Annotated in this window: 22 protein-coding genes and 2 pseudogenes; 20 read left to right on the top strand and 4 right to left on the bottom strand. The window is 70.3% G+C overall.

The window, feature by feature from the left end:
* Positions 1–56 precede the first annotated feature (56 nt).
* A complete protein-coding gene (locus ABT123_RS23330; protein ID WP_351317860.1) occupies positions 57–677 on the top strand; it encodes a hypothetical protein in 621 nt (206 codons plus the stop codon).
* Positions 678–681: 4 nt separating this feature from the next.
* Here ABT123_RS23330 and ABT123_RS23325 read toward each other — a convergent pair whose 3' ends face one another.
* A complete protein-coding gene (locus ABT123_RS23325; protein ID WP_351317858.1) occupies positions 682–1,014 on the bottom strand; it encodes a ferredoxin in 333 nt (110 codons plus the stop codon).
* A gap of 222 nt (positions 1,015–1,236) precedes the next feature.
* Between ABT123_RS23325 and arc the strand changes: the two genes are divergently transcribed.
* From arc to prcA, 6 genes are all read left to right on the top strand, one after another.
* Entirely contained in the window at positions 1,237–3,003 is a 1,767-nt protein-coding gene (gene arc, locus ABT123_RS23320) for a proteasome ATPase (protein ID WP_351317856.1), read from the top strand.
* 174 nt (positions 3,004–3,177) lie between these two features.
* Positions 3,178–4,689: a depupylase/deamidase Dop gene (dop, locus tag ABT123_RS23315; protein WP_351317854.1), complete on the top strand. Its 1,512-nt coding sequence runs from the start codon at positions 3,178–3,180 to the stop codon at positions 4,687–4,689.
* A 172-nt stretch (positions 4,690–4,861) separates the two neighbouring features.
* On the top strand, positions 4,862–5,074 hold the full coding sequence (locus ABT123_RS23310; protein WP_351317852.1) for a ubiquitin-like protein Pup: 213 nt from the start codon (positions 4,862–4,864) through the stop codon (positions 5,072–5,074).
* 5 nt (positions 5,075–5,079) lie between these two features.
* Complete coding sequence (locus ABT123_RS23305; RefSeq protein ID WP_351317850.1) at positions 5,080–5,655, top strand: endonuclease VII domain-containing protein; 576 nt, start codon at positions 5,080–5,082, stop codon at positions 5,653–5,655.
* On the top strand, positions 5,636–6,475 hold the full coding sequence (gene prcB, locus ABT123_RS23300; RefSeq protein ID WP_351317848.1) for a proteasome subunit beta: 840 nt from the start codon (positions 5,636–5,638) through the stop codon (positions 6,473–6,475). Before ABT123_RS23305 ends, prcB begins: the two co-directional genes overlap by 20 nt.
* A 45-nt stretch (positions 6,476–6,520) precedes the next feature.
* Positions 6,521–7,282: a proteasome subunit alpha gene (gene prcA / locus ABT123_RS23295; protein WP_351317846.1), complete on the top strand. Its 762-nt coding sequence runs from the start codon at positions 6,521–6,523 to the stop codon at positions 7,280–7,282.
* A gap of 56 nt (positions 7,283–7,338) precedes the next feature.
* Here prcA and ABT123_RS23290 read toward each other — a convergent pair whose 3' ends face one another.
* Positions 7,339–8,343 carry a LacI family DNA-binding transcriptional regulator gene (locus ABT123_RS23290; RefSeq protein WP_351317844.1) on the bottom strand — a complete coding sequence of 335 codons (1,005 nt, stop codon included), beginning with the start codon at positions 8,341–8,343 and terminating at the stop codon, positions 7,339–7,341.
* 147 nt (positions 8,344–8,490) lie between these two features.
* Between ABT123_RS23290 and ABT123_RS23285 the strand changes: the two are divergent.
* From ABT123_RS23285 to ABT123_RS23225, 13 genes and pseudogenes are all read left to right on the top strand, one after another.
* Positions 8,491–9,766, top strand: a pseudogene (locus ABT123_RS23285) (MFS transporter).
* A 9-nt stretch (positions 9,767–9,775) separates the two neighbouring features.
* Positions 9,776–11,137 carry a Pup--protein ligase gene (gene pafA, locus ABT123_RS23280; RefSeq protein ID WP_351317842.1) on the top strand — a complete coding sequence of 454 codons (1,362 nt, stop codon included), beginning with the start codon at positions 9,776–9,778 and terminating at the stop codon, positions 11,135–11,137.
* 147 nt (positions 11,138–11,284) lie between these two features.
* A complete protein-coding gene (locus tag ABT123_RS23275; RefSeq protein ID WP_351317840.1) occupies positions 11,285–12,292 on the top strand; it encodes an FKBP-type peptidyl-prolyl cis-trans isomerase in 1,008 nt (335 codons plus the stop codon).
* Positions 12,293–12,334: 42 nt separating this feature from the next.
* On the top strand, positions 12,335–12,712 hold the full coding sequence (locus tag ABT123_RS23270) for an FKBP-type peptidyl-prolyl cis-trans isomerase (RefSeq protein ID WP_351317838.1): 378 nt from the start codon (positions 12,335–12,337) through the stop codon (positions 12,710–12,712).
* A 156-nt stretch (positions 12,713–12,868) separates the two neighbouring features.
* On the top strand, positions 12,869–13,825 hold the full coding sequence (locus ABT123_RS23265) for a helix-turn-helix transcriptional regulator (protein ID WP_351317836.1): 957 nt from the start codon (positions 12,869–12,871) through the stop codon (positions 13,823–13,825).
* A 17-nt stretch (positions 13,826–13,842) separates the two neighbouring features.
* Positions 13,843–14,832: a helix-turn-helix transcriptional regulator gene (locus tag ABT123_RS23260; protein WP_351317834.1), complete on the top strand. Its 990-nt coding sequence runs from the start codon at positions 13,843–13,845 to the stop codon at positions 14,830–14,832.
* Positions 14,833–15,408: 576 nt separating this feature from the next.
* Positions 15,409–15,675, top strand: a complete 267-nt coding sequence (locus tag ABT123_RS23255) for a CpXC domain-containing protein (protein ID WP_351317832.1) — start codon at positions 15,409–15,411, stop codon at positions 15,673–15,675.
* A 26-nt stretch (positions 15,676–15,701) separates the two neighbouring features.
* A complete protein-coding gene (locus tag ABT123_RS23250; RefSeq protein ID WP_351317830.1) occupies positions 15,702–15,902 on the top strand; it encodes a hypothetical protein in 201 nt (66 codons plus the stop codon).
* Between the two features lie 184 nt (positions 15,903–16,086).
* The gene (gene tatA / locus ABT123_RS23245; protein ID WP_351317828.1) at positions 16,087–16,383 is read left to right on the top strand and encodes a Sec-independent protein translocase subunit TatA; all 297 of its coding nucleotides are present in this window, start codon (positions 16,087–16,089) and stop codon (positions 16,381–16,383) included.
* A 59-nt stretch (positions 16,384–16,442) separates the two neighbouring features.
* Positions 16,443–17,408, top strand: coding sequence for a twin-arginine translocase subunit TatC (gene tatC / locus ABT123_RS23240; protein WP_351317826.1), 966 nt, complete (start codon positions 16,443–16,445; stop codon positions 17,406–17,408).
* Positions 17,409–17,425: 17 nt separating this feature from the next.
* On the top strand, positions 17,426–18,343 hold the full coding sequence (locus ABT123_RS23235; protein WP_351317824.1) for a diacylglycerol kinase: 918 nt from the start codon (positions 17,426–17,428) through the stop codon (positions 18,341–18,343).
* A 46-nt stretch (positions 18,344–18,389) separates the two neighbouring features.
* Positions 18,390–21,245 (top strand): DEAD/DEAH box helicase, encoded by a 2,856-nt coding sequence (locus ABT123_RS23230; RefSeq protein ID WP_351317822.1) that lies wholly within the window; start codon positions 18,390–18,392, stop codon positions 21,243–21,245.
* Positions 21,246–21,324: 79 nt separating this feature from the next.
* Positions 21,325–21,533 (top strand): annotated as a pseudogene (locus tag ABT123_RS23225) (hypothetical protein); the annotation flags it as partial.
* Here ABT123_RS23225 and ABT123_RS23220 read toward each other — a convergent pair.
* Both ABT123_RS23220 and ABT123_RS23215 read right to left on the bottom strand, forming a co-directional pair.
* Positions 21,491–22,456 carry an RluA family pseudouridine synthase gene (locus tag ABT123_RS23220; protein WP_351317820.1) on the bottom strand — a complete coding sequence of 322 codons (966 nt, stop codon included), beginning with the start codon at positions 22,454–22,456 and terminating at the stop codon, positions 21,491–21,493. The pseudogene ABT123_RS23225 and the gene ABT123_RS23220 overlap by 43 nt on opposite strands.
* A gap of 36 nt (positions 22,457–22,492) precedes the next feature.
* Positions 22,493–24,037, bottom strand: a complete 1,545-nt coding sequence (locus tag ABT123_RS23215; protein WP_351317818.1) for a serine hydrolase — start codon at positions 24,035–24,037, stop codon at positions 22,493–22,495.
* Positions 24,038–24,297 lie beyond the last annotated feature (260 nt).

The raw sequence follows: 24,297 nt of genomic DNA, 5'->3' as shown, positions 1-24,297 counted from the left end.
GCAGCGATATGGCACGATGCTGGCTCCCCGTCATCCCCCGCGCAGGAGACGCCCCCGTGCACAACCCCGCCGAGCCCGCCCTCCCGCACACCCACGCCCGGCCCCTGCACTGGCTCACCACCGCCGCCGCCATGGCCGCCATCATCGCCGCAGCCGGACTCCTCCAGCCCACCCCCGCAGCCGGCGCCCGCACCCCCACCCCCACCCCCAAGGCCGCCGCCGCACCCGGCCCCCAGGCCCCCGGCACCCAACCCGCCCCCCAGGCCCCCGCACCCGACCCCCAGGCCGCCGCGTACCCCCTGGACTGCCGAGGCGGACCCCACCAGATCACCGGCACCGCCCAAGGCGACCTCGACGGCGACGGACACCCCGACACCGTGGTCGCCGTCCGCTGCGAAGCAGGCCTGGGAACCCCGCCCAACGCCCTCTACGTCCTCGCCCCCGACCCCGCCGACCGCACCCGCTCCCGGGTCGTCGCCACCCTGCTCCCGGCCGAGCGGCGCCGCCACGTCACCGAGCTCGCGGTACGTGACGGAGCCGTCACTGCGACCCTCCTCGGCTACTCCGCCCCCGAGGTCCCGCGCTGCTGCCCCGACACCCGCGAGCACGCCAAGTGGGCATGGACCGCCGGAAAATTCAGCTTGCAGCTGACAACCACCGAAGCGCGGAGTGCCTGACCGGCTACTCGGCGTCCGGCCCGAACACCTCGACCCGGTCCGAAACCCGACGCACATGAATGCAGTCGCCCGGGCACTCCTTGGCCGAGTCCACCACGTCCTGGAGCAGCACCAGCGGAACCGGAGCAGTCGCCCCCGGCTCCTGCAGCAGCTCGTCCTCCGCGCTCTTCACATACGCCAGACCATCGATGTCCAGCTCGAACACCTCCGGCGCGTACTGGACACAGATGCCGTCGCCGGTGCACAGGTCCTGGTCGATCCAGACCTCCAGCGGCTCTCCGGCGACGCCTCCGGATCCTGCGGTTCCGTCGACGGGAGCCTCCTGCTGCACGGTCATATCCTCTGCCGTCCCCTTGTGCTGTGCGCGGGTGTTGAACAGTTCGACCTTACAACTGGCCGCTTTCCGATGTTGATGGGTGGGTATTCACCTGGCGTGAGGGGATACGCAAGGGTGAAGATCGGACACGCCCCTACCGTCTTTGTGATCTAGGGGTTTCAATCACCACCAGCCCAGGTAGGGTCAGGAAGCGTCCAGCTCCCCTTGGAGGAGGTGAGGACCGTGGCAGCCCACGACGACGACATCAACCGCGGCATCCGGCCCGGTCGGGGGTCCGATGACCCCGCCGGCCAGGTTGCCTATCTCGAGCAGGAAATCGCCGTCCTGCGACGTAAGCTCGCCGACTCTCCGCGACACACGAGGATTCTCGAAGAGCGGATCGTCGAGCTCCAGACAAACCTGGCCGGCGTCTCCGCACAAAACGAGCGACTGGCCAATACCCTCCGTGAAGCCCGCGACCAGATCGTGGCACTCAAGGAGGAAGTCGACCGGCTCGCCCAGCCGCCGGCCGGCTTCGGTGTCTTCCTTCAGGCGAACGAAGACGGCACCGTCGACATCTTCACCGGCGGCCGAAAGCTCCGCGTGAACGTCAGCCCCAGCGTCGAACCGGAAGACCTCCGGCGCGGCCAGGAGGTCATGCTCAACGAAGCGCTCAACGTGGTCGAAGCCATGGAATTCGAGCGGGCCGGGGACATCGTCACCCTCAAGGAAATCCTCGAGGACGGCGAGCGCGCCCTGGTGGTCGGGCACACCGACGAGGAAAGGGTGGTGAGGCTCGCCGAGCCGCTCCTGGACATCACCATCCGCCCCGGCGACGCCCTCCTGCTCGAACCCCGCTCCGGCTACGTCTACGAGGTCGTCCCGAAGAGCGAAGTCGAGGACCTCGTCCTCGAAGAGGTCCCCGACATCGACTACGACAAGATCGGCGGCCTGGGCGACCAGATCGAGCTGATCCGCGACGCCGTCGAGCTCCCGTACCTCTACCCCGACCTCTTCAAGGAGCACGAACTCCGGCCGCCCAAGGGCATCCTGCTCTACGGCCCCCCCGGATGCGGCAAGACGCTCATCGCCAAGGCGGTGGCCAACTCCCTTGCCAAGAAGGTCGCCGAGGTGACCGGACAAGCCGCCGGGAAGTCCTACTTCCTCAACATCAAGGGACCCGAGCTCCTCAACAAGTACGTCGGCGAGACCGAGCGGCACATCCGCCTCGTCTTCCAGCGTGCCCGCGAAAAGGCGAGCGAAGGCACCCCCGTCATCGTCTTCTTCGACGAGATGGAATCCCTCTTCCGCACCCGCGGATCCGGCGTCAGCTCGGACGTGGAGAACACCATCGTCCCCCAGCTGCTCGCCGAGATCGACGGCGTGGAAGGCCTGGAGAACGTCATCGTCATCGGCGCCTCCAACCGCGAAGACATGATCGACCCGGCCATCCTGCGCCCCGGCCGGCTCGACGTGAAGATCAAGATCGAGCGCCCGGACGCCGAGGCGGCCCGGGACATCTTCGCCAAGTACCTCAAGGCCTCGCTGCCCCTGCACACGGAGGACCTCTCCGAGCACCAGGGATCCGCCGAGGTCGCGGTCCACAGCATGATCCAGACCGTTGTGGAGCAGATGTACGCGGAAACCGAGGAGAACCGCTTCCTCGAGGTCACGTACGCCAATGGCGACAAGGAAGTCCTCTACTTCAAGGACTTCAACTCCGGCGCCATGATCCAGAACATCGTCGACCGTGCAAAGAAGATGGCCATCAAGGCCTTCCTCGAGCACAACCAGAAGGGCCTCCGCGTCTCCCACCTCCTCCAGGCCTGCGTGGACGAGTTCAAGGAGAACGAGGACCTGCCGAACACCACCAACCCCGACGACTGGGCCCGGATCTCCGGAAAGAAGGGCGAGCGGATCGTCTTCATCCGCACCCTTGTCACCGGAAAGCAGGGCGCGGACACCGGACGCTCCATCGACACGGTGGCCAACACCGGTCAGTACCTCTGACCGACCGGAGCGGGGCGGCTGCGGAGGCCCTGAAAAGGGCGACCGCAGCCGCCTGCTTTTCAGCCGCCCGGACCACAATTCAATGACAGAAATGATCTCCCCACCAGCGCGGAGCCGCTCTAGGCTCTTCCGTACCGCTCCCGGTCGGGAGCGCCGCCGGGCAAGGAGGGCCGCATGACCGTACGGCGCGTAATGGGGATCGAGACGGAGTACGGGATCTCCGTCCCCGGTCACCCGAACGCCAATGCCATGCTCACCTCGTCCCAGATCGTCAATGCGTACGCGGCGGCGATGCACCGGGCGCGACGCGCCCGCTGGGACTTCGAGGAGGAGAACCCGCTGCGGGACGCCCGCGGCTTCGACCTCGCCCGCGAGGCCGCCGACAGCAGCCAGCTGACCGACGAGGACATCGGCCTGGCCAATGTCATCCTCACCAACGGCGCCCGGCTCTACGTCGACCACGCCCACCCCGAGTACAGCTCGCCCGAGATCACCAACCCGCGCGACGCCGTCCTCTGGGACAAGGCCGGCGAGCGGATCATGGCCGAGGCGGCCGAACGGGCGGCCCAGCTGCCCGGCGCCCAGCCGATCCACCTCTACAAGAACAACACCGACAACAAGGGCGCCTCCTACGGCACGCACGAGAACTACCTGATGAAGCGGGAGACCCCCTTCTCGGACATCGTGCGGCACCTCACCCCGTTCTTCGTCAGCCGCCAGGTGGTGACCGGCGCCGGCCGCGTCGGCATCGGCCAGGACGGCCGCGAGCACGGCTTCCAGATCAGCCAGCGCGCGGACTACTTCGAGGTCGAGGTCGGCCTCGAGACCACCCTCAAGCGGCCCATCATCAACACCCGCGACGAGCCCCACTCGGACGCGGAGAAGTACCGCAGACTGCACGTGATCATCGGCGATGCGAACCTCTCCGAGATCTCGACCTACCTGAAGCTCGGCACCACGGCCCTGGTGCTGTCCATGATCGAGGACGGCTTCATCAACGTGGACCTGGCCGTGGACCAGCCGGTGCGCACCCTGCACCAGGTCTCCCACGACCCGGACCTCCAGCACCTGATCACGCTGCGCAGCGGGCGCACGCTGACCGCCGTACAACTCCAGATGGAGTACTTCGAGCTGGCGCGGAAGTACGTGGAGGAGCGGTTCGGCGCGGACGCGGACGAACAGACCAAGGACGTCCTCTCGCGCTGGGAGGACGTGCTGGGTCGGCTGGAGAGCGACCCGATGAGCCTGGCGGGCGAGCTGGACTGGATCGCCAAGCGGGAGATCCTCGAGGGCTACCGGCGTCGCGACAGCCTGGGCTGGGACGCGGCCCGGCTGCACCTGGTCGACCTCCAGTACTCCGACGTACGCCAGGACAAGGGCCTCTACAACCGTCTGGCCGCCCGCGGCAAGATGAAGCGGCTGCTGGACGAGCCGGCGGTGCAGCGGGCCCAGAGCAAGCCTCCGGAGGACACCCGGGCGTATTTCCGGGGCCGGTGCCTGGAGCAGTACGCGGACGATGTGGCCGCGGCCTCCTGGGACTCGGTGATCTTCGACCTCCCGGGCCGCGATTCGCTCCAGCGGGTTCCGACCCTGGAACCCCTGCGGGGTACCCGGAACCACGTGAAGGAGCTCCTGGACCGCTGCCGTACGGCGGAGGACCTGGTCCGGGTTCTTTCCGGGGGCTGATCGCGGCTGAAAGGCCGCGCGGCCGGGAATCATGAAGGAACCCGGACGTTATGAAAGTGCGGGGACGAATGTCGGACCCTCCTTGTAGGGTCCGACATAAGGTCTGATCTTGAGAGATCCCGATCCGGGGTCTCTCATCGTGAGCGTGCGAACCGAGCGGGGTGAGGTAGACATGGCGACCAAGGACACCGGCGGCGGACAGCAGAAGGCAACGCGCTCGACCGAGGAGGTCGAGGAGACGGCTGCCGAGGCGAGCTCCGACCTCAAGGAACGACAGGAAAAGCTGTCGGACGACGTCGACTCAGTTCTTGACGAGATTGACGATGTACTCGAGGAGAACGCAGAGGACTTCGTGCGCTCATTTGTGCAGAAAGGTGGGCAATGAGGTAAATGTCCGATTCGCCGAACGGGAGGCAGTGTCGATGCTGCTTCAAGGTGCTTGACCCTGCTTCCTTTGCGGCGGATCGGAGCCGCCCCGACGGGCTCCAGACGCGTTGTCGTCAGTGCGTGTCCGAGTACTGTGCGCAGCGCTACCGAGCTCGCCGGGCGGCAGAGGGCAAGCAGGTCCGGGAGAAGGTCGAGGTGCCCACGGGGCACAAGCTGTGCCGGACCTGCGGTGAGGTCAAGCCTCACGGCGAGTGGTATCGGAGGAAGAGCGCTCCCGACGGGCTGTCCTCGCGTTGCAAGGCGTGTCGAAAGCCCAGGGATCGTGAAGGGCACCTGAAGCGCAAGTACGGCATTACGGAGGCCGAGCGGGACGCAATGGTCCGTGCCCAGGGTGGTCTCTGCATCATCTGCCTTCGAGCGCCGGCCGCGCATGTGGATCACTGCCACAAGACGGGTAGGGTCCGAGGCGTACTTTGCCTCAACTGCAACACGGGCCTTGGCCTATTGAAGGAGAGCCCCGACCGTATTCGTCGGGCCATCCAATACCTGGAGGGATCGCGTGGAAGCCAACACACGTAATGCGGGGCGTCTGCCGGCTGCCTTCCTGACGCCGGGCTCTTCATCCTTCATGGACTTCCTGGGTGCGCACTCGCCCGAGATGCTGCCCGGCAACCGTCAGCTGCCGGAAGGGATCGTCGAGGCGCCGCACGGGACGACCATCGTGGCCGCCACCTTCCCCGGCGGGGTCGTGCTCGCCGGTGACCGGCGGGCGACCATGGGGAACATGATCGCGCAGCGGGACATCGAGAAGGTGTTCCCGGCCGATGAGTACTCGGCCGTCGGGATCGCCGGCACTGCCGGTCTCGCCGTCGAGATGGTCAAGCTGTTCCAGCTGGAGCTGGAGCACTTCGAGAAGGTGGAGGGCGCGACGCTCTCCCTGGAGGGCAAGGCCAACCGCCTGTCCACCATGATCCGCAGCAACCTCGGCATGGCCATGCAGGGTCTCGCCGTCGTCCCGCTGTTCGCCGGCTGGGACGAGGGCAAGGAGAAGGGCCGGATCTTCTCCTACGACGTGACCGGCGGTCGCTCCGAGGAGCACGGGTTCGCCGCCACCGGCTCCGGGTCGATCTTCGCCCGGGGTTCCATGAAGAAGCTGTACCGCAGCGATCTGACGGAGCAGCAGGCGACCACCCTGGTCGTGCAGGCCCTCTACGATGCCGCCGACGACGACTCGGCGACCGGTGGGCCGGACCTGTACCGGCGGATCTTCCCCATCATCACCGTCATCACCGACGAGGGCTTCCGCAGGCTCTCCGAAGAGGAGTCCTCGGCGCTGGCGCGTTCGGTCACGGAACGGCGGATGGAGCAGCCCGACGGCCCGCGTGCCGCCCTTCTGTAAGCGTAAGTTGTCGTCAGCCCAGAAGAAGAAAGGGGCGGATAGCCGGTGTCGACTCCGTTCTACGTCTCACCTCAGCAGGCCATGGCCGACCGGGCCGAGTACGCCCGGAAGGGCATTGCGCGCGGTCGCAGCCTGGTTGTGCTCCAGTACGCCGACGGCATCGTGTTCGTCGGTGAGAACCCGTCCCGTGCGCTGCACAAGTTCAGCGAGATCTATGACCGGATCGGCTTCGCCGCGGCCGGCAAGTACAACGAGTACGAGAACCTGCGGATCGGCGGTGTGCGCTATGCCGATCTGCGCGGGTACACCTATGACCGGGACGATGTGACGGCCCGTGGGCTGGCCAACGTCTATGCCCAGACGCTCGGCACGATCTTCTCCTCGGCCGGGGAGAAGCCGTACGAGGTGGAGCTGGTGGTGGCGGAGGTCGGGGCCACGGCCGCCGGGGACCAGATCTACCGGTTGCCGCATGACGGCTCGATCGTGGACGAGCACGGTTCGGTGGCGGTCGGCGGCAATGCCGAGCAGATCAGCAGTTACCTGGACCAGCGCCATCAGGACGGGATGTCCCTGCCCGAGGCGCTGAAGCTGGCGGTGCAGGCGCTGTCCAGCCAGGCCAATGGTGCCGACCGGGAGATTCCGGCGGAGCGGCTGGAGGTTGCGGTGCTGGACCGTACGCGGACCCAGCAGCGGAAGTTCAAGCGGATCCGGGGCCGGCAGCTGGCGCGGCTGCTGGAGCCGGAGGTGACGCCGGCTGCGCAGGCGGATGCCGTCTCGAACGACGAGGCGCCCGAGGATTCCGAGTAGCAGGTCGTATGACAGCGCCCTGGTCCGCCGTTCGGCGGGCCGGGGCGCTGTTGTGTTCAGGGGGTCGGTGGCGGGGCGGTGGAGCCGCGGACGACGAGGTGGACGGGGATGTCGGGGGCGGTCCAGGTCTGGCCGTCGAGGACGGCGAGGAGGGCGCTCATGCCCTGTCGGCCGACGTGTTCGGCGGGCAGGGAGACGGTGGTGAGTTCGGGTTCGACGGCGGTGGCGAGGGCGAGGTCGTCGAAGCCGGTGACGGAGAGGTCTTCGGGGATGCGCAGGCCGAGTCGGCGGGCGGCTTTGCAGGCGCCGACGGCGAGGATGTCGTCGTCGCAGATCACGGCGGTGGGGTGGGGGCCGGGGCCGGAGAGGGCGGTTTCCATGGCGGCGGTGGCGGCGGGGACGTCGAGTGCGGAGCGGACGGTGCGCAGCCGGGTGTGAGGGCCGAGCGCCTCGGTGAGGGCTCTGGCGCGGACGTCGAAGGTCCAGGAGTCCACTGCTGAGGCGAGGTGCAGGAAGCTGCGGTGGCCGAGGCCGAGGAGGTGTTCGGTGGCTTGGCGGGTGCCGTCGGCGAGGGCGAGGTTGACGAAGGCGGCGGCTCCGCCGGTGGTGGGGTCGCTGTCGAGCATGACGAGGGGGAGTTCGGTGCCGGCTCCGCTGATGGCTGCGAGGGCGTCGGCGGCCATGGAGGAGGCGATGACTCCGTCGAGGGCGGCGCTGGCGGAGGCGAAGGGGTTGCGGGCGGGGCCGGTGCCGTCGGGGGAGAGGTAGAGGACCACGCTGAAGCCGTGTTCGGCGGCGATCTGGGCGGCGCCGGTGTAGACGCGGGCGAAGAATTCGTTGGTGAGGGCGGGGACGACGAGGAGGGCGGTGCGGGTGGAGCCGAGGCGGAGGCTGCGGGCGGCGAGGTTGGGGCGGTAGCCGAGTTCGGTGGCGGCGTGGCGGACCTGTTCGGCGGTGCGTTCGGAGACCCGGCCGCGCCATTTGTCGCCGAGGACGAGGGAGACGGTGGCCTGGGAGACGCCGGCCCGGCGGGCGACGTCCCGGCTGGTGGGTCTCGTCACATGCGGCTCCTGTTGTGCGAGGTCGCGGGTGGGTCGGGGTTCTCGGGGTGGACCCGGGGATTGTGGCCATGGTACGTATGACCCGTCACGTTATACGTATTACCTCGGTAGTAGGCTCCGGGGCGAAATGGCGGAAAGGGGCGTTCCATGGCCGCTGGATACGCGGAACTGCTCAGAACCCGGCACGCGGCGAGGCTGCTCATAGGCACTCTCGTGGGCCGGCTGCCCAATGGCACGGCGCCGATCGCGATCGTGCTGTTCACCCGGGCGGAGGGTGGCAGCTACAGCCTGGCGGGCGCCCTCGCGGCTGTGTACGGCGTGGCGAACGCCGTGGGCCAGCCGCTGCTGGGCCGGGCCGTGGACCTCTTCGGGCAGCCCCGGGTCCAGTTGCCGGCGGCGCTGCTGTCCGCGCTCGGCATGGTGTGGCTGGTGGCCGCGGGTACGGGTGCGCCGGTCGCGGCGTATGCCGCGGTGGTGGTCGCCGGTCTCTTCACGCCGCCGCTGGAGGGCGGGCTGCGGGCGCTGTGGCCGAAGGTGCTGGGCGGCCGGGAGGAGCAGGTGCACAAGGCGTACGCCATGGATGCGGTGGCCCAGGAGGTCATGTTCACGGTCGGACCGCTGCTGGTGACGCTGTGCGTGGCGGTGTGGGACGCGGGTGTGGCGCTGCTGGTGCTCAATGCGGTGGGCGTGCTCGGGGCGCTCTCCGTGGTGGTGTCGGAGCCCTCCCGCACCTGGCGGTCGGAGCCGCGTGAGGCGCACTGGCTGGGGGCGCTGCGCTCGGGCGGGCTGCTGGCGCTGCTGGGTGCGTTCTTCTTCGTGGGGACGGCGCTGGGGTCGATCACCGTCGCGGGTGTGGCCTATGCGGACGATCACGGGAACGAGGCCGTGTACGGGTGGCTGATGGCGGCGCTGGGGCTGGGCGCGCTGATCGGCGGGGTGGCCTACGGGGCGCGGGAGTGGGCGGGGGCGCCGGAGCGGCGGCTGCGGGCGCTGGTGGCGCTGCTGGCCGTGTGTTATCTGCCGCTGATGCTGACGCCGGGTCCGGTGGCGATGACGGCTCTCGCCGCGCTGGCGGGGGTGTTCCTGGCGCCGGCCATCGCCTGTGCGTTCATCGTGGTGGACCGGCATGCTCCGGTGGGTACGGTCACGGAGGCGTTCTCCTGGCTGGTGACCTTTTTCGGGGTGGGCGCGGCGATCGGTACGGCGGTGGCGGGGCCGGCCGTGGAACTGGGCGGTACGGCGGCGAGCTTCGGGGTGGCGAGTGTGGGCGGGGGCCTGGCCCTGCTGGTCCTGATGGTCACTCAGAAGGTCCTGGCGGCTCCTGCCCGGGCGCGTACGGTGGCGGGCTCCGCGGGTGTGCTCATGGAAAACTGATCGAAACGGCGCTCTCGAACCCGGTTTCAGAACACAGCAGAAGGCGTAATGTTCAGTCATGGACCGCCGCATTTTCGGGCTGGAGAACGAGTACGGCGTCACGTGCACGTTCAGGGGACAGCGCCGACTGTCTCCTGACGAAGTGGCGCGCTACCTCTTCCGCCGTGTTGTGTCATGGGGCCGCAGCAGCAATGTCTTCCTGCGGAACGGCGCCCGCCTGTACCTCGATGTGGGTTCACATCCGGAATATGCAACTCCCGAATGTGACAACGTGACCGAACTGGTCACCCACGACAAGGCCGGCGAGCGCATTCTCGAAGGCCTGCTCGTCGATGCCGAACGCCGCCTGCACGAGGAGGGAATCGCGGGCGACGTCTACCTCTTCAAGAACAACACCGACTCTGCGGGCAACTCCTACGGCTGCCACGAGAACTATCTGGTGGCACGGCACGGGGAATTCTCCCGCCTGGCGGACATTCTCATTCCGTTCCTGGTGACCCGGCAGCTGATCTGCGGGGCCGGCAAGGTGCTGCAGACGCCCCGGGGTGCGGTCTACTGCGTCAGCCAGCGGGCCGAGCACATCTGGGAGGGCGTCAGCTCCGCGACCACCCGGTCCAGGCCGATCATCAACACCCGGGACGAGCCGCACGCGGATGCCGAGCGCTACCGGCGCCTGCACGTGATCGTCGGCGATTCGAACATGTCCGAGACGACCATGCTCCTCAAGGTCGGCGCGACCGACCTGGTGCTGCGCATGATCGAGGCGGGCACGGTGATGCGGGACCTCACCCTGGAGAACCCCATCCGGGCGATCCGGGAGGTCAGCCATGACATCACCGGTCAGCGGAAGGTGCGGCTGGCCAGCGGCCGGGAGGCCTCTGCGCTGGAGATCCAGCGGGAGTACTACGACAAGGCCGTGGACTTCGCCGAGCGCCGGGGGATCCGTACCGGCACGGTGGAGCAGGTGCTGGAGCTGTGGGGCCGCACGCTCGACGCGATCGAGCAGGAGGACCTGGACCGGATCGACACCGAGATCGACTGGGTGATCAAGTACAAGCTCATCGAGCGGTACCGGGCCAAGCACAACATGACCATGTCCAATCCGCGGGTGGCCCAGATAGACCTCGCGTACCACGACATCCACCGTCGGCGGGGGCTGTACTACCTGCTGGAGCGCAAGGGGCAGACGGCGCGGATCTGCAATGACCTGAAGATCTTCGAGGGCAAGTCGGTGCCCCCGCAGACCACCCGGGCGCGGCTGCGCGGCGACTTCATCCGGCGGGCGCAGGAGCAGCGCCGGGACTTCACGGTGGACTGGGTGCACCTGAAGCTGAACGACCAGGCGCAGCGCACGGTGCTGTGCAAGGACCCGTTCCGTTCGGTGGACGACCGGGTGGAGAAGCTGATCGCCGGTATGTAGGCGGTATGCAGTCGGCATGTCGGACGTTGCGCCGGCCCCGTGCATGTGGTGCACGGGGCCGGTGTGCTGCCGGGGGCTTGGTTGTCGGCTACCAGCCCGTAGAGTGGCTGGGACCGACGACCACCCCCTGCTACCCCGAGGACCACTGTGCGACGCCGACTTGCTGCCGCGCTCATCGTGCCGGCCCTGATGCTCACCGCGGCCTGCGGAGAGAGCGACGATTCCGGGAAGACGAAGGGCGCCGAGGCTTCGCAGTCGCCCCAGATGCCCGAGGTTCCCAAGCCGGTCGCTGCGGCCGACCCGATGCCGACGGTGGCCGGGGAGGCGGGCAAGAAGCCGGAGATCACCGTGCCCAAGGGTGACCCGAGCGGGAAGTTCGTGGTGGCCACCCTCACCGAGGGTTCGGGGCCGGTGGTGCAGAAGAACGACCTGGTGGTCACGAAGTACACCGGCAAGGTCTGGAAGAGCGGCAAGGAGCTGGCTCCCGGCTCCTACGACCAGGGCGGCACCTCGCTGGTGGTGACGGCGGGCGCGCCGACCATGCTGCCGATGTTCAGTGAGGCCGTGACCGGCAAGAAGGTCGGCAGCCGGGTGCTGGTCGTGGCGCCGCCGTCGGCGGCCTTCGGTGAGCAGGGCAAGCAGGAGCTGGGCGTCGCCCCGACCGACAACCTGGTGTTCGTGCTCGATGTGGCCGAGCTGATGCCGAAGAAGGCCGAGGGTACGCAGGCGTCGATCCCGGCCGAGCTGCCGCAGATCAAGGCGGACAAGGACGAGGCCGCCGAGATCAAGATCCCCAAGAACGACCCGCCGAAGGAGCTCGTCAGCAAGGTGCTGATCGAGGGCAAGGGTGCCGAGGTCAAGAGCGGTCAGACGGTGTACATGCAGTACAGCGGTGCCGCCTGGAAGGTCAACGAGGGCAAGGACAAGGCGACCCTCTTCGACACTTCCTGGAAGACCGGCGCGCCGTTCACCACGGTGATCGGCCAGGGCCAGGTCATCGAGGGCTGGGACAAGGGTCTGGTCGGCAAGAAGGTCGGTGACCGGGTGCTGCTGGTGATCCCGCCGGCGCAGGCGTACAAGGACCAGGACAAGGGCCCGGAGCTTCCGGCCAACTCGACGCTGGTGTTCGTCGTCGACATCGTCGGGGCAATGTAAGACTGTCCCCTTGACCGGTTCGTACGTCTGAGGAGCAGTGCAGTGAGCGACAAGCTCGAGAAGCCCGAGATCGACTTCCCCGAGGGCGCGGCCCCGAAGGACCTTGTCATCGAGGACCTCTGGGAGGGCAACGGCACCGAGGCCAAGGCCGGTTCCCGGGTCTCGGTCCACTACGTGGGCGTGGCCTTCTCCACCGGCGAGGAGTTCGACGCGTCCTGGAACCGCGGCGCGCCGCTGCAGTTCCAGCTCGGTGTCGGCCAGGTCATCGCGGGCTGGGACCAGGGTGTCCAGGGCATGAAGGTCGGCGGCCGTCGCAAGCTGACGATCCCCGCGCACCTCGCCTACGGCGACCGTGGCGCGGGCAACGCGATCGCCCCGGGCGAGACGCTGATCTTCGTCTGCGACCTGATGGGCGCCTGATCCGCGTACGCGTGATCGGTTGTGAGGGCCCCCGCCGTACGGCGGGGGCCCTCGCTTTTGCCCGGGCGCGCCGGGGCGGTACGGTCAGCGGTCACGACTGGTGAGTTCTGGTGAGTTCTGCTTCTGTACGTGCGGAGAAGGGTGGGGCGGGCGTCGATGGCGATTGCCAAGGCCGAGCGGTTGATGAACCTGGCACTGTGTCTGCTGGGGACCCGCCGGCCGCTCAGCAAGCGCGAGCTGCGGGGGTCCATCGAGGCGTACATGGAGGCCGGCAACGACGAGTCCTTCAACCGCATGTTCGAGCGGGACAAGGACGATCTGCGGGAACTCGGCCTGGTGATCGAGACCGTGGAGAACCTGGACGGGGAGATCGGCTATCTCGCCCGGCGGGACAGCAACACCCTGCCCCCGGTCTCGCTGGACGCCGAGGAGGCCGCCGCGCTGGGCCTCGCCGCCAAGGTGTGGCAGCAGGCCCGGCTGGCCGGTGCCGCCAGTGGCGCGCTGCAGAAGCTGAGGGCCGGCGGGATGCCGGAGGCCGAGGACCCGTACGAGGGCCGGCACAGCGCGATCGAGCCGCGGATCCCCGTGCACGAGGCGGCGTTCGAGCCGCTCATGCTGGCCTGCCGGGACCGGCGGCCGGTGGTCTTCGACTACCGCAAGTCCAATGCGGCGCGCCCCGAGCCGCGTCAGGTGGAGCCGTGGGCGCTGGAGTGCTGGCGCGGCCACTGGTACCTGGCGGGCTTCGACCGCGACCGTGGCGCGGAGCGGGTGTTCCGGCTGTCCCGGATCACCGGCAAGGTCCGCTCGCGGGCTGGCCGGTACACGGCCGAGGTGCCGGACGTGGTGACCGTACGGGAGACGGTGGCCGAGTGGGCCGGGGACATCACGGACCGGACGGCGCGGATCCGGCTGCGGGCCGGGGCGGGCTATCCGCTGCGGGCGCGGGCGACCGTGGTCCGGGAGGGCGGGGACGGCTGGGACGAGCTGGAGATCCCGTACGGGCACGGGCTGGACGCCTGGCTGGTGGAGTTCGGGCCGGACGTGGTGGTGGTGGAACCCGCTGATCTGCGGGCCGATGTGGTGGACCGGCTGCGTGCCGTGGCCAAGGGCTGAGGGGGATTCGTACCGCGATGGCTGCGAAGGCTGCGAACGCGATTGACCAGACCCGCCGGATGCTGTCCCTGGTGACGTATCTGCGCGAGCGCCCGGGGGCGCACATTGCCGATGTGGCGCGGGCCTTCGGGATCACCGAGGACGAGCTGATCTCGGACCTGGACGTTCTGCCCATGTGCGGGACCAGTTTCCGGGGCGGGGACCTGCTGGACATCGACACGGACGGGGAGCGCATCTGGTGGCGCAACCCGGACGCGTCGGGGGAGTCCACGGCGGAGCCGCTGCGGCTGGCCGCGGACGAGGCGACCGCGCTGCTGGTGGCGGCGCGGGCGGTGGCGACCCTGCCGGGGCTCCGGGAGAGCGACCGGGATGCGCTGCTGCGGGCCACGGCGAAGCTGGAGGCGGCGGCGGGAGAGGCGGCCGGGGCCAGCGCCAGGCTGTCGGTGACCTTCGAATCGGAGGGCGGGGTCTTCGCGGACGTCGACCGGGCGATCACCGAGGGGCGGCGGCTGTGGCTGCGGTACTACTCGCCGGCCCGGGACGAGCTGACCGAGCGGACGGTGGACCCGATCCGGCTGTTCGCGGTGGGCCACACCTACCTGGAGGGCTGGTGCCATCTGTCGGAGGCTCGGCGGACCTTCCGGCTGGACCGGGTGGCGGAGATCCGGCTGCTGGACGAGCGGGCCGAGCCACCGGCCATCGAGCCGCGCGATCTGTCCGAGGGGCTGGTGCAGCCGGCGGCCGAGGACCCGGAGGTGGTGGTCGAGGTGGGGCCGGGCGGTCGCTGGGTCGCCGAGTACTACCCGCACGACAGCGCGGCCGAGCTGCCGGACGGCGGCCTGCGGATCACCCTGCGGACCCCGGACCCGGCGAGCCTGCGGCGGCTGGCGCTGCGGCTGGGCCGGGACGGCCGGATCGTGGCGCCGGCCGGCCTGGCGGAGAGCGCCAGGCAGGCGGCCACGGACGCGCTGGCCCACTACGGCCATGGCGTGCCGCCGGCAGGCTGAGCCTCGGCTGAGCCGGCGCTCCGGCGGCACTGGGGCAGGCCTGCGCCTGCCGGGCCGGTGCCCGGGCCGGGGTTTCGTGTCGGGGCCGGCCCCGGGCAGGGCCCAGGCGGGCCCCGGCGGGTCGGAGCGCCGGCTGTGCCTTGGCGGAGCTGGTACTCCGGCCGGGCCGGTGCCGGCCCCCCGATCGAGCCCGGCGGGTGGGCGAGTCCGGCTGGGTCGTACGGCAGGACGCCGGGCCACGGCGCAGGCCGGTCGCGCCGACGGTGGTCGGCATCCTGCCTTACGGCTCGGGGCTCCGGCACGGATGGCCGGATCCGGCCCAGGGCATCGCTGCGCCGTCCCGGGCCGGGCGGTACGGGGGCCGGCCGTACCGCCCGAGCCGTGTCCGGGGCCGGGCGCCGGGCCCGCCTTCCCGCCGGGCCACGGGGCCGGGCGTACCGGCCAGGGCGGGTGCCGGGTGGGGCCCCGGGTGGGTGAGGTGGGGGGAAATCCGGCGGGGGTGGGGGGTTGGGTGGGATGGTGGGGCCGGGCTAGGCCCCGGGTGGTCGGGGTGGCGGGAGTGAGGGGGCTGCGGGGATGGCAGGGGATTTCGGGTGGTCGGGGGTGGCCGGGCAGGCCGGCACGGGCGCGGGGCGCGTCAGCTTCAAAGCGGCCTGTCCCGACTGCCGCGCCCGCTTCGAGCTTGCCGCCGGCGCCCTGCGCCTGGCCATCGGCGGCAGCCGCCGCACCACCTTCTACTCCTTCACCTGCCCCGAGTGCGGCGCCGCGGTCCGCAAACCCGCCGGGGAGCGCATCGTCGAGCTCCTCACCGGTGGCGGCGTGAGCACCCTGCGCAGCATCTGATCCGGTCGGTGCCCTAGGCTCGGTCCATGCTGTGGCCGATGCTCGCAATCGCCCTGGGATTCCTCGGGCTCGCCGTCCTCGCCGTGCTGGCCCTGAAGGTCGGCATCGAGGTCAGACGGCTGTCCGGGCAGGTCGCGGAGTCGGCGCGCAGGATCGGGGACGCCTCCGGCGACCTCGAGCGCGCCGCCGAGGACCTGGCGCGGACCGGCCACGCCGTACGGCCGTAGCCTCCCGTAGCTCCCCGTTCTCACGCCGTTCACTCTCCCGGTCCCAGGCAAGCAGGGGTACCCCGGGGGATTGCCGCGCGTTTACCCCTGCGGGTTACGATCCTTGGCAGTACGGCTTCCGGACTTCCGTCCGGACCGGCCGCCATCACCACCTCCAGCCGCTTCGGTGAGAAGGAAGTCACACATGATCGGCAATCTGAAGCCTCTCGAGATCATTCTGATCATCGCTGTCATCCTGCTGCTGTTCGGTGCCAAGAAGCTGCCGGAGATGGCCCGTTCCCTCGGCAAGTCGGCCCGCATCCTCAAGAGCGAGGCCAAGGCCATGAAGAAGGACGGCGAGGACCCGCAGGCCGACGCCACGCCGGCCGCGCCCACCGCCGACGCCCCGCAGCAGGCTGCCCCGCGTACGATCCAGGCCGCGCCCGGTGATGTCACCAGCTCGCGCCCGGTCAACGAGCCCAACCGCACCACGCAGGGCTGATCCCCGCCGGACGCCCCGGACGCACCGTCAGCCAGCTGCAACGAGACAAGGGACGTGGGTTGCTCAAGTCTGCCCGCAAGCAGGAGAAACCAGGCAAGCAGGAGAAGGACGCCGAAGGGCGGATGCCGCTTGTCGAGCACCTGCGTGAGCTGCGAAACCGCCTGCTGAAGTCGGTCCTGGCGATCCTCGTGATCACCATCGTCGCGGCCTTCTTCTACAAGGACCTCATCGACTTCCTGCTGAAGCCGATGCTGGACTCCGTCGGCTGTACGGACGGAGTGGTGGACCAGCGCAACGGCCGGCCCTGTGCCGACATGACCGTGAACGGCCTCATCGCGCCGTTCTCGATCGCCCTCAAGGTGTCCCTGATGGCCGGTGTGGTGCTGTCCGCACCGGTGTGGCTGTACCAGCTGTGGGCGTTCGCCGCCCCGGGCCTGCACAGCCACGAGAAGAAGTACGCGATGAGCTTCGTCGCGATCGGCGCGCCCCTGTTCGCGGGCGGCGCGGTGCTCGCGTACACGATCCTTCCGCAGACCGCCACGATCCTGCTCGACTTCACCCCCGAGCACGCGCGCAACCTGCTGCCGGTCGACGACTACCTCGACCTGGTCACTCGCATGGTGCTCGTCTTCGGGCTGGCCTTCGAGCTGCCGCTGCTACTGGTCCTGCTGAACTTCACCGGAGTGCTGACCGCCAAGCGGCTGGCCGGCTGGTGGCGTGCCTTCATCCTCGGCATCACGGTCTTCTCGGCCTTCGCGACGCCCACCGGTGACCCGCTCACCATGCTGTCGCTGGCCGCCCCGATCGTGGCCCTCTACTTCATTGCGCTTGGCATCTGCCTGATCAACGACAAGCGGCGGCAGCGGAACGACCCGAACGCAGGGCTCGACGACGACGAGGCCGCGGAGCTGGATCTGACCCCCGCCCCCCTCGGCGAGATCGAATCGGTGGCAGCCCCGGCCGCGCTGCCCGAGCAGGCCGACGGGGGCCGGCACCGGATCAACGGTTACGACGACGCGACCTGACAGGTACATTTCGGTGGGTGAGCGCCGAGATCACCCTCTTCGTCAATCCCACCGCCGGACGCGGCCGGGGCGCGCACGCCGCGCAGCCGGCCGCTTCCGCACTCCGGGCCGCCGGCTATTCGGTACGGACGGTCGTCGGCACCGACGCCGCTGACGCGCTGGCCCGGCTGCGGACCGCCGTACGCGAGGGCACCGGCGCGGTGATCGCCGTCGGCGGCGACGGGGTGGTCCACCTCGCGCTGCAGGCGCTGGCCGGGACCCTGACCCCGCTCGGGGTGATCGCGGTGGGCACCGGCAACGATTTCGCCCGGGCGCTCGGGCTGCCCGTACGGGATCCGGCCGGGGCGGGCCGGCTGGCCGCCGAGGCGCTCAAGGAGGGCCGGGTCCGGGAGATCGACCTGGGCCGGATCGGCTCCGCGGCGGACCCCATGTCGGACTCCGCGGGCCGCTGGTACGGGACCGTGCTGTGCTCCGGCTTCGACTCGCGGGTCAACGACCGGGGCAACCGGATGCGGTGGCCGTCCGGCCGGTTCAAGTACGACCTCGCGATGGTCGCCGAACTGGCCGCCTTCCGGCCCTTCCCGTACCGGATCACCCTGGACGACGGTCCGGTGATCGAGACCGAGGCCACGCTGGTCGCGGTCGGCAACGGGTCCTCGTACGGCGGCGGCATGCAGATCTGCGCGGACGCGGTCCCCGACGACGGGCTCTTCGACATCACGGTGGTCGGCGACTGCTCCCGGGCCACCCTGCTGAAGGTGTTCCCGCAGGTGTACAAGGGCACCCACCTCGGCCACCCCAAAGTGACCGTGCACCGCGCCGCGAAGATCACCCTGGCGGCGCCGGGGATCACCGCCTACGCCGACGGCGAGCCGCAGGGGCCGCTTCCGGTGACCGCCGAATGCGTGCCGGGTGCGGTGCAGCTGATCATGTAAATGATCGCGACTGTTGTCAGAGGGGGCGGGTAGGCTCGACTGCAAGATGACCGAGGACCTCTCTCCCGCCGAGCGGTACGCCGCTGCCCGGATCCGCGCCGCAGAGGAGGCCACTGCCCTGGCCCCCTTCCGCGAGATGTACGAATTCGATCTGGACCCGTTCCAGATCGACGCCTGCAAGGCCCTGGAGACCGGAAAGGGCGTGCTTGTCGCCGCCCCCACCGGTTCGGGCAAGACCATCGTCGGCGAGTTCGCCGTCCACCTCGCCCTGACCCAGGGCCGCAAGTGCTTCTACACCACCCCCATCAAGGCCCTGTCGAACCAGAAGTACGCCGACCTCGTCAAGCGCTACGGCGCCGAGAAGGTCGGCCTGCTCACCGGTGACAACAGCGTCAACTCCGAGGCGCCGGTCGTGGTCATGACCACCGAGGTGCTCCGCAACATGCTGTACGCGGGCTCGCAGTCGCTGCTCAACCTGGGCTATGTGGTGATGGACGAGGTGCACTACCTCTCCGACCGGTTCCGCGGGGCCGTCTGGGAAGAGGTGATCATCCACCTCCCCGAGTCGGTGACCCTGGTGTCGCTGTCGGCCACGGTCTCCAATGCCGAGGAGTTCGGCGACTGGCTGGACACCGTGCGCGGCGACACCGAGGTGATCGTCTCCGAGGAACGGCCGGTTCCGCTGTGGCAGCACGTCATGGCCGGCCGGCGGATCTACGACCTCTTCGAGGAGGAGTCCGACCACGGCGGTCGCGGCTCCGCCCGCCGCGAGGTCAACCCCGACCTGCTGCGCATGGCGCGGGAGGAGAACAGCCGGACGTACAACCCGCGCGAGCGGCGGCGCGGCAAGATGGTCCGGGAGGCCGACCGCGAGCGGGAGCGCCGCTCCCGCAACCGGATCTGGACCCCGGGCCGCCCCGAGGTCATCGAGCGGCTCGACCGCGAGGGCCTGCTGCCCGCCATCACCTTCATCTTCAGCCGGGCCGGCTGCGAGGCCGCCGTACAGCAGTGCCTGTACGCGGGCCTGCGGCTCAACGACGACGTGGCGCGCCTGAAGGTGCGCGAGATCGTCGAGGAGCGGACCGCCGCCATCCCCGCCGAGGACCTGAACGTACTCGGCTACTACGAGTGGCTGGAAGGCCTGGAGCGGGGCATCGCCGCGCACCACGCCGGCATGCTGCCGACCTTCAAGGAGGTCGTGGAGGAGCTGTTCGTCCGGGGCCTGGTGAAGGCCGTGTTCGCCACCGAGACGCTGGCGCTGGGCATCAACATGCCCGCGCGGACAGTCATCCTGGAGAAGCTGGTCAAGTGGAACGGCGAGCAGCACGCCGACATCACCCCGGGTGAGTACACCCAGCTGACCGGCCGGGCCGGGCGGCGCGGAATCGATGTCGAGGGCCATGCGGTGGTGCTGTGGCAGCGCGGGATGGACCCGGGAGCCCTGGCGGGCCTCGCGGGTACCCGTACGTATCCGCTGCGGTCCAGCTTCAAGCCCTCGTACAACATGGCGGTCAACCTGGTCCAGCAGTTCGGCCGGCACCGGTCGCGCGAGCTGCTGGAGACCTCCTTCGCGCAGTTCCAGGCGGACCGCTCGGTGGTCGGGATCTCCCGGCAGGTGCAGCGCAACGAGGAGGGCCTGGAGGGCTACCGCGAGGGCATGACCTGCCATCTCGGGGATTTCGAGGAGTACGCGCAGCTGCGCCGCGACCTCAAGGACCGGGAGACGGATCTGGCCAAGCAGGGCGCGGCCCAGCGCCGGGCCCAGGCCGCCGCCTCGCTGGAGCGGCTCAAGCCGGGCGATGTCATCCACGTGCCCACCGGCAAGTTCGCCGGGCTGGCGCTGGTGCTGGACCCGGGCGTGCCGGCCGGGCGGTCCAACGGGCACCGCGGGCACGAATACCAGGAGGGGCCGCGGCCGTTGGTGCTGACCGCCGAGCGGCAGGTCAAGCGGCTGGCCGGGATCGACTTCCCGGTGCCGGTGGAGCCCGTCGAGCGGATGCGGATCCCCAAGTCCTTCAACCCGCGTTCCCCGCAGTCCCGTCGGGACCTGGCCTCGGCGCTGCGCACCAAGGCCGGGCACATCGTGCCGGACCGCCACCGGCGCGGCCGGGCCGAGGCGGCCGACGACCGTGAGATCGCGCGGCTGCGCGCGGCGCTGCGGGCGCATCCCTGCCACGGCTGTGACGAGCGGGAGGACCACGCCCGCTGGGCGGAGCGGTACCTCCGTCTGCAGCGGGACACCAAGCAGCTGGAGCGGCGGATCGAGGGCCGGACGAACACGATCGCCCGCACCTTCGACCGGATCCATGCGCTGCTGACCGAGCTGGACTACCTGCGCGAGGACGAGGTCACCCAGCACGGCAGGCGACTGGCCCGGCTGTACGGGGAGTTGGACCTGCTGGCCTCGGAGTGCCTGCGGGCGGGCATCTGGGAGGGGCTGTCCCCGGCCGAACTGGCCGCCTGCGTCTCGGCGTTGGTGTTTGAGGCGCGGCAGTCCGACGACGCGGTGGCACCGAAGGTGCCGGGTGGCGCGGCCAAGGCGGCGCTCGGTGAGATGGTGCGGATCTGGGGCCGGCTGGACGCGCTGGAGGAGGAGCACCGGATCAACCAGACGGAGGGCGTGGGCCAGCGGGAGCCGGACCTCGGCTTCGCGTGGCCGGTGTACCAGTGGGCCTCCGACAAGAGCCTGGACGAGGTGCTGCGCGAGGCGGAGATGCCGGCCGGGGACTTCGTCCGCTGGTGCAAGCAGGTCATCGACGTGCTCGGGCAGATCGCGGCGGCGGCTCCGGCCTCGGGTCCGGCTTCGGCGGAGGGTGGCAACGGCAGCACGGTGGCGCGGAATGCGCGCAAGGCCGTGGACGCCCTGTTGCGCGGTGTGGTGGCCTACAGCTCGGTGGGCTAGCGAGACCGGTGAGCGGCCGGCCGCCGCGCGAGGAACTCCTCGACGCGGCGGCCGAGCTCTTCACCCGCAACGGGTACGCGGCCACCACCATCCGGGCGCGCTCTACCTGCTGCCCGAGGTGAGCGGCGAACGGTTCGCCCCGTTCCGCCGGATGCGGGCCGAACTCGCGCCCCGGACCGGCCGGTGCAGATCTTCGCCGAGGCGACCGCGGACGCGGCCCTGCGGATCGCGGGCGTCAGCCAGCCTCAGGCCTCGGGGCCCTCGCTCCCCTCCGACCAGGCCCGGTAGTCCGTCCAGGCCCGCAGGGTCCGCCCGCTCTCGAAGCGGTGTGTCAGTCCGGTCACCGGATCGGTGAACTCCAGCCTGCGGGCGAGGAGTTGCAGCGGACGGCGGTAGTCGTCCGGCGCCGGGTCGGTGACCTTCGGGTAGACGGGGTCGCCCAGGATCGGCAGGCCGAGGCTGTTCATGTGCACCCGCAGCTGGTGGGTGCGGCCGGTGTGCGGGATCAGCCGGTAGCGGCCCAGCCCGGGCCGGTGCTCCAGCAGTTCCACCGTGGTCTGCGCATTGGGCTCGCCGGGGACCTCGGCGGCGGCGATGACCCCGCGGGTCTTCTCGATCCGGCTGCGCACGGTACGGGGGAAGTCGGCCGCCGGATCGTACCGGGCCAGCGCCTCGTACTCCTTGAGCACTGCCTTCCGCTGGAACAGCAGCTGGTAGGCGCCGCGGTCCTCGGGACGGATGCTGAACATCACCAGACCCGCGGTCAGCCGGTCCAGCCGGTGCGCGGGGGAGAGATCCGGCAGTTCCAGCTCGTGGCGCAGCCGCGCCAGGGCGGTCTGGGTGATGTGGCTGCCGCGCGGGGTGGTGGCCAGGAAATGTGGCTTGTCGGCGACCAGCAGGTGTGCGTCGCGGTACACGACGGGCAGTGCGAAGGGCACCGGGGCCTCCGGCGGCAGCTCGCGGTGGAACCACAGATAACCGCCGGGCGTGTACGGGTCCTCCGCGCGCAGGCTCCGGCCGTCGGGCCCGACCACCCCGCCGGTGCGCAGCAGTTCGGCGACGGCCATGGCGCCGGCGCCGCCCGCGTAGTGGGCGGCCAGGAAGGCCCCGACGGTCGGGTACCCGGCCTCGGCGGGCATCCGCAGCCGGACCGGGTCGATACCGGCCCGCTGGGGCAGCGGGGAAGGCGGGAGGGGGGTGCGGCGTCTCATCTCGGCCCCAGCCTAGGCAAGATCCGGAAGAGACGGTTAGCCGCGGGTGAAGGTGCCCAGGCCGTTGGCGTCCAGGTATTCGATGCGGACCGTGCCGTTCTCGGCGAAGGTGACCCCGGTGCGGCCGACCGCGTTCTCGCCGGTGGTCTCGAAGCTGAAGGTGTCGCCGTTGTAGTGGGTGAGCGGGAACCGCATCGGGGCGGGGCCGAGGGCCAGGGTGAGTCCGCCCTTGCCGTCGGCCGCCGTGGTGACGGTGAGCCTGCCGTAGTACGGGTTCTCGTACGTGCCGGTGTAGGCGCTGTCCGCGCGGGCCGGCCGGGGGTCGGGGGGCGGCTTGGTGTAGTCGGTGTCGGAGCGGGCGGCCTCTTCCTCCTGCGCGTACAGGGAGCCGGCCAGCGCCAGCCAGTCGGTGGTGGGCTTGCCGTGTTCGGCGGTGTCGAAGAAGTCGAGGGCGATGGCGTCCGCCAGGCCGACCGGTGCGCCGTTGGTGAGGACCACGATGCCGAGCTGTTCCAGCGGGAGCATGGTCACGTTGGTGTTGGCGCCCAGGGCGAAGGCACCGGAGTGGGACAGGCGGAGCCGGCCGGCGTCGTCGTAGGAGACGTTCCAGCCGAGACCGTAGAAGCCGGCGCGGCCGTCGGGGGAGCGCGGCGGCTGGGACACGATCTCGGGCAGGTGGGTGCGGGCGAGGGGGCCGGCCTTGACGATCTGCTTGCCGTCGAGGGTGCCGGTGCCGAGCTGGAGCCGCAGCCAGCGGGCCATGTCGCGGGCGGTGGAGCTGACTCCGCCGGCCGGGGACTGGGCATCGGGGTCGCGGACGAAGCGGGCGCTCCAGGTGCCGTCCGCGGCGCGGACGTGGGTGACGGCCTTGTTCGTGGCCTGCTCGAAGGCGGCGAAGGTGGTGGCGGTGCGGTTCATTCCGGCCGGTTTGAAGAGGGTGTCCTCGCTGAGCTTCTGCCAGCTGACGCCGTGGGCGCGGGCGACCGCCTCGGCGGCGGCGGTCAGACCGAAGTTGGTGTAGGCGTAGCTCGCGCGGAACGGGTCGAGGGGTTCCTCGCGGAGGTGGCCGAGGATGTACGCCTGGTCGTAGCCGAGGTCTTCGAGGAGGTCGCCGGCGTGGTCGGGGAGGCCGCTGCGGTGGGAGAACAGGTCGGCGGTGGTGAGGTGCGCGGTGACCCACGGGTCCTTGAGGGCGAAGCCGGGGAGGGTGGTGTGGCGGTCCCAGTCGGCGGGGTCGTTCAGGGTGCCGGCGACGACGGTGGAGGCGATGGGCTTGGACAGGGAGGCGATCTGGAAGACGGTGTCCGCGTCGACGCGGTCGGTCTGGCCGGCCTTCCGCAGGCCGAAGCCCTTGAGGTAGACCACCTTGTCCTGGCGGACCACGGCCACGGCGGCGCCGGGGACTCCGGTCTCGGCCATGCCTTCGGCGATGGCGGTGTCCAGGCGGGCGAGCGCGGTGTCCACTTGGGCGTCGCTCAACTGCGGCTTGGGCGGGGGTGGGGGGCTCGGGGCCATCGCGGTGCCCGCGGCCATCAGGAGCGCGACCCCGGCGACCGTCAGCGCACGCAGCCTCCGATCCATGCGCCCATTCTCCCGCCGACGCCACCCCACCGCCTGCGGGACTCCGCCCCGCCCGAAGCCCGGGGCTGCGCCCCGGCCTCCTGTCGGGCTGCGCCCGAAGGGCAGGGGCCGCGCCGCGGCACTCGTGCCGGGCTGCGCCCGAATCCTGGGGCTGTGCCCCGATCCCGTGCCGGGCTGCGCCCGAATCCTGGGGCTGTGCCCCGATCCCGTGCCGGGCTGCGCCCGAATCCTGGGGCTGTGCCCCGATCCCGTGCCGGGCT

Source organism: Streptomyces sp. NPDC002054 (genome assembly GCF_040296685.1).
In the GTDB taxonomy this organism is placed as follows: Bacteria; Actinomycetota; Actinomycetes; order Streptomycetales; family Streptomycetaceae; genus Streptomyces.
Note: the sequence above shows the minus strand (reverse complement) of the source record. Positions and strands in the feature narration are given on the sequence as shown.

What these genes read in the sequence shown, in the direction of transcription:
- pafA (WP_351317842.1), top strand. Translation starts at nt 9,776, where the DNA reads ATGGACCGCCGCATTTTCGGGCTGGAGAACGAGTACGGCGTCACGTGC.
- ABT123_RS23310 (WP_351317852.1), top strand. Translation starts at nt 4,862, where the DNA reads ATGGCGACCAAGGACACCGGCGGCGGACAGCAGAAGGCAACGCGCTCG.
- ABT123_RS23230 (WP_351317822.1), top strand. Translation starts at nt 18,390, where the DNA reads ATGACCGAGGACCTCTCTCCCGCCGAGCGGTACGCCGCTGCCCGGATC.
- ABT123_RS23305 (WP_351317850.1), top strand. Translation starts at nt 5,080, where the DNA reads ATGTCCGATTCGCCGAACGGGAGGCAGTGTCGATGCTGCTTCAAGGTG.
- ABT123_RS23220 (WP_351317820.1), bottom strand. Translation starts at nt 22,456, where the DNA reads ATGAGACGCCGCACCCCCCTCCCGCCTTCCCCGCTGCCCCAGCGGGCC.
- dop (WP_351317854.1), top strand. Translation starts at nt 3,178, where the DNA reads ATGACCGTACGGCGCGTAATGGGGATCGAGACGGAGTACGGGATCTCC.
- ABT123_RS23250 (WP_351317830.1), top strand. Translation starts at nt 15,702, where the DNA reads ATGCTGTGGCCGATGCTCGCAATCGCCCTGGGATTCCTCGGGCTCGCC.
- ABT123_RS23265 (WP_351317836.1), top strand. Translation starts at nt 12,869, where the DNA reads ATGGCGATTGCCAAGGCCGAGCGGTTGATGAACCTGGCACTGTGTCTG.
- ABT123_RS23260 (WP_351317834.1), top strand. Translation starts at nt 13,843, where the DNA reads ATGGCTGCGAAGGCTGCGAACGCGATTGACCAGACCCGCCGGATGCTG.
- tatA (WP_351317828.1), top strand. Translation starts at nt 16,087, where the DNA reads ATGATCGGCAATCTGAAGCCTCTCGAGATCATTCTGATCATCGCTGTC.
- ABT123_RS23215 (WP_351317818.1), bottom strand. Translation starts at nt 24,037, where the DNA reads ATGGATCGGAGGCTGCGTGCGCTGACGGTCGCCGGGGTCGCGCTCCTG.
- ABT123_RS23255 (WP_351317832.1), top strand. Translation starts at nt 15,409, where the DNA reads ATGGCAGGGGATTTCGGGTGGTCGGGGGTGGCCGGGCAGGCCGGCACG.
- ABT123_RS23325 (WP_351317858.1), bottom strand. Translation starts at nt 1,014, where the DNA reads ATGACCGTGCAGCAGGAGGCTCCCGTCGACGGAACCGCAGGATCCGGA.